The 3098-nt window shown below is 63.5% G+C and carries 3 protein-coding genes; 2 read left to right on the forward strand and 1 reads right to left on the reverse strand.

The genetic code is table 11. From position 1 onward, the window contains the following. Window positions 1-763 (forward strand): O-antigen ligase (locus EOA86_RS28380; RefSeq protein WP_164892057.1); only part of this gene is annotated, 763 nt, incomplete at its 5' end. A gap of 128 nt (window positions 764-891) precedes the next feature. Beyond that, window positions 892-1707: a pyrroline-5-carboxylate reductase gene (proC, locus tag EOA86_RS28385; RefSeq protein ID WP_128344697.1), complete on the forward strand. Its 816-nt coding sequence runs from the start codon at window positions 892-894 to the stop codon at window positions 1705-1707. 233 nt (window positions 1708-1940) lie between these two features. Here proC and EOA86_RS28395 read toward each other — a convergent pair. Further along, window positions 1941-3098, reverse strand: a 1158-nt coding sequence (locus EOA86_RS28395; RefSeq protein ID WP_128344698.1) for a homoserine dehydrogenase, incomplete at its 5' end; no start/stop codon positions are given.

Consider the following 3098-nt stretch of genomic DNA (forward strand, 5'->3'; position numbering starts at 1 on the left):
GAACATCGCCGGTCCTGTCATGGCCTGCTTCAGCTTCGCCGGGCTGTACCTCTACCGACGCGGACAGCGGCTCTGGGGCGCGTCAATCTTTTGCGCGGCGATGATCTTCATGCTGCACACCGGTTCCAAGACGACGGCCGGATTGGTGCCGTTTTCGATCCTGATCGTCGTGCTGCCGAGCCTCATCGGCATGCGGCTCGGGACGCCGATCCTGTTCGTGCTGGCCATCATCGCCGCGGCGATTGGCACGCTGGGCATCGTCTTCCTGCCGCCGGTGAAGCATCTGGCGGCACTCTATTTCCCCGACCTGACCTACACCGGACGCACGACGCTGTGGGAGTTCGCCGGCGAGATGCTGGCGAAGCGGCCGTGGACCGGCTACGGCTTCGAGAGCTTCTGGGGCACGCCGCTGCTCTTGAACCAGGACCAGCCCTTCGACCGGGCCTGGGACATCAGAACCATCGTGCACGGCCATAACGGCTATCTCGACATCGCCGTGCTGATGGGCATCCCGGCGCTCGGCGTGGCAGCCTACACATTCCTGATCGCGCCGCTACGCGATTACTTGCGCATCCCCTTGCGCAAGGAAAACATCTATCTCGGCGACTTCTTCATGATGGTGGTGCTGTTCGCCGCGCTGAACGCCTTCCTCGAAAGCTTCTTCTTCCATCGCGCCGACCCGGTCTGGCTGTTCTTCGTGTTCGGCATGTTCGGCCTCAGGCAGGTGTCGCTGCGGCCGATGGCGGTTCGTGGTCCGTGCTGATCCTCCGTCCCAACAGGGCTTCCCCGCCCCGCCACGAACGTCTATGGGAAGCCATCTTTTTGTTTGAGCATCGGATTTTCCCAAAACCGGTACCCACTTTGCGTCCGATGCTCTAGCGGAGGTTTTCTATGACGATCAGGCTTGTTCTCGCCGGTTGCGGCAATATGGGCTACGCCATGCTCTCGGGCTGGCTGAAATCGGGCAAGCTCCCCCCGGCGGCGGTCTTCGTGGTCGAGCCGAATGCCGATCTGCGCAAGCGTGCCGAAGCGCTCGGCTGCAGTGCTGCCGCGGAGGCCGGCGGTATTCCGGCGGACGCGGTGCCGGCCCTCGTGGTCATTGCGGTGAAGCCGCAAGTGATCCGCGACGTGACCGCCGCGTACAAGCGCTTCAATGATGGCCGCACGACCTTCCTCAGCATCGCCGCCGGAACGCCGCTCGCCACGTTCGAGGCCATTTTGGGCAATCGCGCGCCGATCGTGCGCTGCATGCCCAACACCCCGGCGGCCATTGGCAAGGGCATGATGGTGGTGTTTTCCAACCGACTGGTTTCCAACGACACTAAGCGTTTCGTTGCCGATCTGCTTTCGGCGAGCGGCGAAGTGACTGAGATCGACGACGAAGGCCTGATGGACGCGGTGACGGCGGTGTCAGGGTCTGGCCCCGCCTATATCTTCCATTTCATCGAAGCGCTGACTGTGGCTGCCGAGAAGGCTGGCCTGCCAACAAAGACCGCCAGGCTGCTCGCCATGCAGACGGTCTATGGCGCCGCCTCGCTCGCCGCCGAAAGCGGCGAGCCGCCGGGCGTGCTGCGTCAGCAGGTGACCAGCCCCAACGGCACCACGGCCGCCGCACTTGCCGTGCTGATGGGCGGGGACCGGCTGATCCATCTGCTCACCGAAGCGGTGGAAGCAGCGCGGCTGCGGTCGATTGAGTTGGGGAAGTAATGGCGGACTGCGGATTACGCGAGATCGGTATGCGAAAAGTCGTTCCCTGGTCGCTCGGTTAGAACCGCGACGACGCAGAGAGTCGGCTAAATCAGGGATGTCCCCACAACTCGTCTATATCATCCTTGTTCACAGGCCGGCCGCCCTTGCCCTCTCCGGCTATGAGATCGTGGGCACTGGCTGCGAGTCGTTCGGCCAGAGGAATGCGTCCACTTTCCCGCTTCAATTCGGATTCAGGCACCTCGATCACTTCCCAAATCTCCGTACAGCGTCTCGTCCTGCAGCCGGCGCAAGGCGAAAAGCCTGGTCGTCGGGTCGGGTGCGGCATTGTCTGATGTCAGCAGTTCGCCCTTCCTGACCGGTCTCAGCACCTTGCCGCTTTCGAGCAGGCCGACTGGCACCGCGCGGTTGGCGCGAGCCTCTTCGACAGTCATGGTCCAGGAGCGGTAGCAGGTCTCGCCGATCGCATCGAAAATCTCGCCGGCGGCGAGATCGCGCTTGGCCACGGCGCAGACCTCGGCGACGGGCCTCGGCAGCGGCACCATGTCCGGCTTGCCATAGAGCGCGATGCGCGCGGCGGTCAACGGCACTTCCAGCGAGGTCAGATGATACGGCCTGAAGAAGCTGTAATAGGGGCCGTGGCCGATATGCAGGTCGTCCATGCGCTCGATGATGCGCGGATGCGTCGCCTCGACGATGACGAAGACGCCGGGCGCCACGCCCTTGCCGATGGTATAGTCGACGACGCCCTTCCGCGACAGGATGCCGCCATCGGCGCGCGGGATGAGGACCTTGGCCAATTCATCGCGATTGGCCTTGGGGCCGTGCATGCCGGCAATGTCGGGCACCAGCCCGGTGGCGTTGGCGATGGCGCACATCTCGACCATGGTTTTCGAGCCGTCGACGAACTCAACCAGCATGCGCGGGTTCATGTTGCGGCGCAAGGCTTCCGCGCGATAGTCGTCGGGCACGGCGTCGTGATTGAGCGGGTTGTTCTTGCCTTTGCCGGCCGAGACGATGGTATAGCCGAGCGCAGAGGCGAACTCGATCAGCTCCATGCAGCTCGACGGCTCGTCGCCGGCACCGACCGAATAGACAACGCCGAGCCGGTCGGCCTGCTGTTTCAGATAACAGCCGATGGTGACGTCGGCTTCGACATTCATCATCACCAGATGCTTGCCGTGTTCCATCGCCATCAGGTCGAAATCGGCGGCGACGCCGGGCTTGCCGGTGGCGTCGATGACGACGTCAATGAGCGGATTGGTGACCAGCATCTCGTTCGAGGTGATGGCTATTTTTCCGCCCTCGATCGCCTCGCTGACCTTCGACGGCGTATCGGCCTCCCGTGCCATCGCCTCGTCGCTATAGGCGATGCGGACGGCATCACGCGC

It is taken from the genome of Mesorhizobium sp. M5C.F.Ca.IN.020.32.2.1 (assembly GCF_004023105.1).
GTDB classification, from domain to species: Bacteria; Pseudomonadota; Alphaproteobacteria; order Rhizobiales; family Rhizobiaceae; genus Mesorhizobium; species Mesorhizobium wenxiniae.

Coding starts and splice junctions, on each gene's coding strand:
- proC (WP_128344697.1), top strand. CDS start 892: ATGACGATCAGGCTTGTTCTCGCCGGTTGCGGCAATATGGGCTACGCC.